This window comes from Burkholderia sp. LMG 13014 (assembly GCF_905232215.1).
Classification (GTDB): Bacteria; Pseudomonadota; Gammaproteobacteria; order Burkholderiales; family Burkholderiaceae; genus Burkholderia.
On sequence record NZ_CAJNKE010000325.1, the window covers coordinates 1 to 6,762 of the forward strand.

The following is a 6,762-nucleotide window of genomic DNA, read 5'->3' on the forward strand; positions in this document are numbered from 1 at the left end:
CGGTGCGCGACTTCGTGCTCGGCTGCCGCGTGATTACCGGCCACGCCAAGCACCTGCGTTTCGGCGGCGAGGTGATGAAGAACGTCGCGGGCTACGACGTGTCGCGGCTGCTCGCGGGCAGCTTCGGCTGTCTCGGCGTCGTGACCGAGGTGTCGTTGAAGGTGCTGCCGAAGCCGCGTGCGACGGGCGATCTCGCGTTGCCACTTGCCGTGGACGAAGCCGTGCAGCGCATCGCCGCGTGGCGTCGCGCTGGGCTGCCGCTCGCGGGCGCATGCCACGCGGACGGCGTGCTGCGGGTGCGGATCGAAGGCGGCGAGGGCTCGGTGAAGGCCGCGCGCGACACGATCGGCGGCGAGCGCATGGACGACCGCGACGATGCGTTCTGGGCACGGCTGCGCGACCTGGCGCTGCCGTTCTTCGACGATCCGCGCCCGCTGTGGCGCGTGTCGGTGCCGGCCTCTGCGCCGCTCGATGCGCTGCCCGGCGCGCAGCTCGCCGACTGGGGCGGCGCACAGCGCTGGCTGAAGAGCGACGCCACACCGGCCGACGTGCAGCGGCTCGCCGCGCAATGGGGCGGGCACGCGACCTGCTTCACACCGGGCACGACGCGCGAGCCGTTCCAGCCGCTGCCGCCCGCGCTGCTGCGCGTACACCGGCAGCTCAAGGCGCAGCTCGACCCGCATGCGATTTTCAATCCCGGCCGCCTGTACGCCGACTTCTGACGCGAACCCGATCCCGACCGCCGATGCAAACCAATCTCAGCGAAGCAAGCAAGGCCCTTGCCCGGGCCGACGAAGCGGAAGCGATCCTGCGCGCATGCGTGCATTGCGGCTTCTGCAACGCGACCTGCCCGACCTACCAGGTGCTCGGCAACGAGCTCGACGGGCCGCGCGGGCGCATCTACCTGATCAAGCAACTGCTCGAAGGCGAACCGTGCGGCGAGCGCACGCAGCAGCACCTCGACCGCTGCCTGACGTGCCGAAACTGCGAGACGACCTGCCCGTCCGGCGTGCGCTATCACACGCTGCTCGACATCGGCCGCGCGGAGGCCGAGAAGCGTGTGCAGCGGCCAGCACGCGAGCGCCTGCTGCGTGCAGGGCTGCGTCACGTCGTACCGCGCCCGGCGACGTTCGCCGCGCTGCTGAAGGCCGGCCGCGCGCTGCGCCCGCTGCTGCCCGGCGCGCTGCAGGACAAGATCCCGGCCGCGGTTCCCGCCGCCGCACCGCGCCCGCCCGTGCGCCATACGCGACGCGTGCTGATGCTCGAGGGCTGCGTGCAGCCGTCGCTGTCGCCGAACACCAATGCGGCCGCCGCGCGCGTGCTCGACCGGCTCGGCATCAGCGTGAGCCCCGCGCGCGAAGCCGGCTGCTGCGGCGCGACCGAATATCACCTGAACGCGCAGGACGCCGGCCTCGCCCGCGCACGCCGCAACATCGACGCATGGTGGCCCGCGATCGAAGCGGGCGCGGAAGCGATCGTGCTGACGGCGAGCGGCTGCGGCGCCTTCGTCAAGGAATACGGCGACCTGCTGCGCTCCGACCCCGTCTATGCGGAGAAAGCACGACGCGTCAGCGCGCTCGCACGCGATCTCGCCGAGGCGATCGGCGCCGAGCCGCTCGACGCGCTGGCCGGTTCGACGCCACGCCGCATCGCGGTGCACTGCCCGTGCACGCTGCAGCACGCGCAGCGCCTCGGCGGCGCGGTCGAACGCATCCTGACGCAGCTCGGCTTCGATCTGACGAATGTCGCCGACGGCCATCTGTGCTGCGGCTCGGCCGGCACGTATTCGCTGACGCAGCCCGAACTCGCGACGCAACTGCGCGACAACCGGCTCGACGCGCTCGAAGCCGCGCGGCCGGACCTGATTGTCACGGCCAACGTCGGCTGCCAGACTCACCTGAACGGCGCGGGCCGCACGCCTGTGCGCCACTGGATCGAGCTCGTCGACAACCACCTCGTCAACTGACCTGATTCCGGAGGAATGCCATGCAGACGAAACCCGAACTCGAACTCGCCGATGCCGACCGCATGCTCGCCGCCGCCCGTGCGGAAGCGGACCGCCACGGCTGGGCCGTGTCGATCGCCATCGTCGACGACGGCGGCCACCTGCTCGCGTTTGCACGCCTGAACGGCGCATCGCCGGCCACCGCCTGTATCGCGCAGGACAAGGCGCGCGCAGCAGCACTCGGCCGACGCGAGACGAAGGCGTATGAGGATATGATCAACGGTGGCCGCACCGCGTTTCTCAGCGTGCCGCTGACGGGGCTGCTCGAAGGCGGCGTGCCGGTCACGGTCGGCGGCCGGATCGCGGGCGCGATCGGCGTGTCTGGCGTAAAGTCCGAACAGGACGCGCAGATCGCCCGCGCCGGCACACAAAGCGTCGCGGTATAACCAGCCAAAGCCGCGCGCGAATCTTTATTCCCCGGGAGGATTGACGATGATCGACCAAGCAGGACTGCAAGTCGCGCCAGCGCTGAGCCAGTTCATTGAAAACGAAGCGTTGCCGGGCACCGGCATCGACAAGGCCGCGTTCTGGAGCGGTTTCTCGGCCCTGGTGCACGACCTGGCGCCGCGCAACCGCGAACTGCTCGCGGAACGCGACCGCCTGCAGCAGGAACTCGACACCTGGCACCGCGCGCACCCCGGCCCGGTGCACGACCACGCCGCGTATCGCGCGTTCCTCGAACAGATCGGCTACCTCGTGCCGGTCCCGTCGAACGTCGCGGCAGCCACCGCGAACGTCGACAGCGAGATCGCCACGCAGGCCGGCCCGCAGCTCGTCGTGCCGCTGTCGAACGCGCGCTATGCGCTGAACGCCGCGAACGCGCGCTGGGGCAGCCTGTACGACGCGCTGTACGGCACCGATGCGCTGCCTGAAGACGGCGGCGCCGAACGCACCGCGACCTACAACCCGACGCGCGGCCAGCGCGTGATCGACTACGCGCGCAACGTGCTCGACAACGCGGCGCCGCTCGCGAGCGGCTCGCACCGCGACGCGCTGCGCTACCGCGTGCAGGACGGCCAGCTCGCCGTCGAAACCGCGAAGGGCGTCGTGCATCTCGCGCAGCCGGCGCAGTTCGTCGGCTACCAGGGCGCGGCCGACGCGCCGTCCGCGATCCTGCTGAAGCACAACGGCCTGCACCTCGAGATCCAGATCGACGCGTCGACGCCGATCGGCCGCGCCGATCTCGCGAACGTGAAGGACGTCGTGCTCGAAGCCGCGGTCAGCACGATCATCGACTGCGAGGATTCGGTCGCGGCGGTGGACGCCGAAGACAAGGTCCAGCTCTACCGCAACTGGCTCGGCCTGATGCAGGGCACGCTGGTCGAGGAAGTCGCGAAGGGCGGCAAGTCCTTTACGCGCCGCCTGAACGCCGACCGCGAGTACACCACGCCCGCCGGCGGCACGCTGTCGCTGCACGGCCGCTCGCTGCTGTTCGTGCGCAACGTCGGCCACCTGATGACCAACGGCGCGGTGCTCGACCGCGACGGCAACGAGATTCCGGAAGGCATCCTCGACGGCGTCGTCACGGTGCTGTGCTCGCTGCACGACCTGAAGGCGAAGCGCAACTCGCGCACCGGCTCGATCTACATCGTGAAGCCGAAGATGCACGGCCCGGTCGAAGTCGCGTTCGCCGATACGCTGTTCGCGCGCATCGAGGATCTGTACAACCTGCCGCGCAACACGCTGAAGATGGGCATCATGGACGAGGAGCGCCGCACCAGCGTGAACCTCGCCGCGTGTATCGCCGCGGCCGCCGCGCGCGTGGCGTTCATCAACACCGGCTTCCTCGATCGCACCGGCGACGAGATGCACACCGCGATGGAAGCGGGCCCGATGATCCGCAAGGGCGACATGAAATCGTCGGCGTGGATCCAGTCGTACGAGCGCAACAACGTGCTCGCCGGGCTGTCGGCCGGCCTGCGCGGCCGCGCGCAGATCGGCAAGGGCATGTGGGCAATGCCGGACCTGATGCACGCGATGCTCGAGCAGAAGATCGCGCATCCGCGCGCCGGCGCGAACACCGCGTGGGTGCCGTCGCCGACCGCCGCGACGCTGCACGCGCTGCACTACCACCTCGTCGACGTGCAGGCCGTCCAGCAGGAACTCGAGAAGACGCCGTACGCAAGCGAACGCGACGTGCTGCTCGAAGGCCTGCTGACCGTGCCGGTCGTCGAGCGCGCCGCGTGGAGCGAGGCCGAGATCCTGAGCGAAGTCGAGAACAACGCGCAGGGCATCCTCGGCTACGTCGTGCGCTGGGTCGAACAGGGCGTCGGCTGCTCGAAGGTGCCCGACATCCACGACGTCGGCCTGATGGAAGACCGCGCGACGCTGCGCATTTCGAGCCAGCACATCGCGAACTGGCTGCGCCACGGCGTGATCACCGAGGCATTCGTGCTCGACGTGTTCAAGCGGATGGCGCGCGTCGTCGACCAGCAGAACGCCGGCGACCCGAACTATCGCCCGATGGCGCCCGGCTACGACCAGTCGACCGCGTTCAAGGCCGCGTGCGCACTCGCGCTGCAGGGCACGTCGCAGCCGAGCGGCTATACCGAGCCGCTGCTGCACCGGTTCCGGCTCGCGTTCAAGGCGCAACAGCACGGCGGATAAGCATCCGCGTGCTACGGGCTTCCGGCATGCCGGAAGCCCGTACCTGCTTCACGAAACGGGCGGCCGTAACGGCCGCCCGTTTTCATTTTCGCGCTCGCCGGGCCGTTGAAACGAATAATCGGCGTATATCGCACGCCTTCATTTTTCCCGTTCGAGTGCCGTTAACCGGATGGAATCGACGTCCGCATGCCGCGCGCCGCGGTCGTTCATCCCGCAAAGCCTTGTGCTGGAACGCTCTACCCGATATTCGCAAGCGCGAGATTTCACTGTAATTTGATCCGGATCAACGGCCCGCGACATTTTTTGCGCGCGCAAACGCGCGCGCTATACTCCGTTGCATTCGCGCTGCCCGATTCGTCCGATCGTAGAATCGGCGCAGATGTCACCAGTGAATACTTGATTTACCGGTATATCTGGCCGCGATTACCGATAATCGGCGCCGATTTTCTCCGCCGGCCGGCAGGAAGGCGTCGGAATGGCCGCGTAACGGATCGCCGCCGGCACGTCTTACGAACAATCGCATCGGCCCGCCCCCGGCGGCAATGCCCATCGATCCACCGACCATGGCAGAAACCGACTACGCAATGCCCAGCGAATCCGGCCTGACGAGCCGTGTCGCCGCTCATCTGCGCCGGTTCCTGCTGCCGCACCTGATCTTCTATACCGGGCTGCTGATCGCGCTGGTCCTGCTGCTCCTGTGCGGGATCGTGCTGTACCAGGGCCGCATCGACGCGCGCGACCGCTCTGCCGCGATGCAGCAGAATCTTGCGCTGATGGCGTCGTGGGACATCGAGCGCAACATCGAGATCTATTCGCTGTCGCTGCAGGCCGTCGTCGAAGGCGAGAACGACCCGGATGTCGTCAAGCTGCCGATGCCGCTGCGCCGCCAGGTGCTGTTCGACCGTGCGACGACGGCCAAGTACCTCGGCGGTATTTATGTGCTCGATGCGAAGGGCGACATCGAGGTCGACGGCAAAAGCGACGTGCCGCGCAAGGCCAACTTCGGCAACGAACCGTACTTCACGGTGCACCGCGACCACCCCGACGCCGGCCTGTACGTCAGCCCCCCGTATCATTCGCGGCTGCGCGACGGCTCGCCGAGCATCGCGCTCAGCCGGCGCATCACGAAGCCCGACGGCTCGTTCGGCGGCGTCGCGGTGATGTCGATCCGGCTCGAATATTTCCAGAACCTGTTCTCGCGCCTGTCGCTGGGCGATCGCGGCTCGATCGCGCTGATCAACACCGATGGCCGGATGCTCGCGCGCGAGCCGTACGATCCCAAGATCGTCGGCCGCGACATCAGCCGCGCCAGCACGTTCCGGCACTTCATGACCGCCAGCGAAGGCAGCTTCGCCGATACGGCGTCGATCGACGGCGTGCGGCGCCTGTACGTGTTCCGGCACCTCGAGAACCTGCCGCTCATCATCATGATCGCGCGCTCGGAAGCCGATACCTACGCCGCGTGGTACGACCGTGCGATTCCGATCGGCTCCGTGATGGCCGCGCTCGCGATCGGCTTCGTCGGCCTGTCGCTGCTGCTCGACGTGCAGCTGCGCAAACGCCACCGCGCGGAAACCGAGCTGCAGGCACTCGCGCGCACCGACGGCCTCACGGGCCTCGACAACCGCCGGATGCTCGACGTCACGCTCGCGCGCGAATGGCGCCGTGCCGCGCGCTCGCAGCACGTGCTGTCGCTGCTGTTCATCGACGTCGATTACTTCAAGCGCTACAACGACACGCAGGGGCACCAGGCCGGCGACGACGCGCTCGCCGCGGTCGGCCACTGCATCGCCGGCTGCCTGCGCCGCCCGGCCGACTATGCGGCGCGCTACGGCGGCGAGGAGTTCGTCGTGGTGCTGCCCGACATCGACACGGACGGCGCGGTGACGATCGCCGAGGCGATCCGCACGGGTATCCTCGATCTCGGCATCCGGCACGACGCCGGCACGTCGGGCCGCCTGACGGTGAGCATCGGCGTGACGACCAGCTATCCCGAACACGACGACGACATGCAGGGCGCGCTGAAGCTGGCCGACGACGCGCTGTATCGCGCGAAGGAAGGCGGGCGCAACCGCATCGTCGTGCACACGGCGGCTTCCGGCGGCCTCGCGGCGCGGCAGGCCTGAACGGGCAGCCGCCGAGCGGCGGCA

At 68.8% G+C, this 6,762-nt stretch carries 5 protein-coding genes; all 5 read left to right on the forward strand.

What is annotated here, in order from left to right:
- A partial coding sequence (gene glcE, locus JYJ84_RS24810) for a glycolate oxidase subunit GlcE (RefSeq protein WP_205189569.1) occupies positions 1 to 722 on the forward strand: 722 nt, incomplete at its 5' end.
- Positions 723 to 745: 23 nt separating this feature from the next.
- Complete coding sequence (glcF, locus tag JYJ84_RS24815) at positions 746 to 1,966, forward strand: glycolate oxidase subunit GlcF (protein WP_175222706.1); 1,221 nt, start codon at positions 746 to 748, stop codon at positions 1,964 to 1,966.
- A gap of 20 nt (positions 1,967 to 1,986) precedes the next feature.
- Entirely contained in the window at positions 1,987 to 2,391 is a 405-nt protein-coding gene (locus JYJ84_RS24820; RefSeq protein ID WP_122948342.1) for a heme-binding protein, read from the forward strand.
- 46 nt (positions 2,392 to 2,437) lie between these two features.
- On the forward strand, positions 2,438 to 4,612 hold the full coding sequence (locus tag JYJ84_RS24825) for a malate synthase G (RefSeq protein ID WP_175222705.1): 2,175 nt from the start codon (positions 2,438 to 2,440) through the stop codon (positions 4,610 to 4,612).
- A gap of 563 nt (positions 4,613 to 5,175) precedes the next feature.
- Entirely contained in the window at positions 5,176 to 6,738 is a 1,563-nt protein-coding gene (locus JYJ84_RS24830) for a sensor domain-containing diguanylate cyclase (RefSeq protein ID WP_122948344.1), read from the forward strand.
- Positions 6,739 to 6,762: the final 24 nt, after the last annotated feature.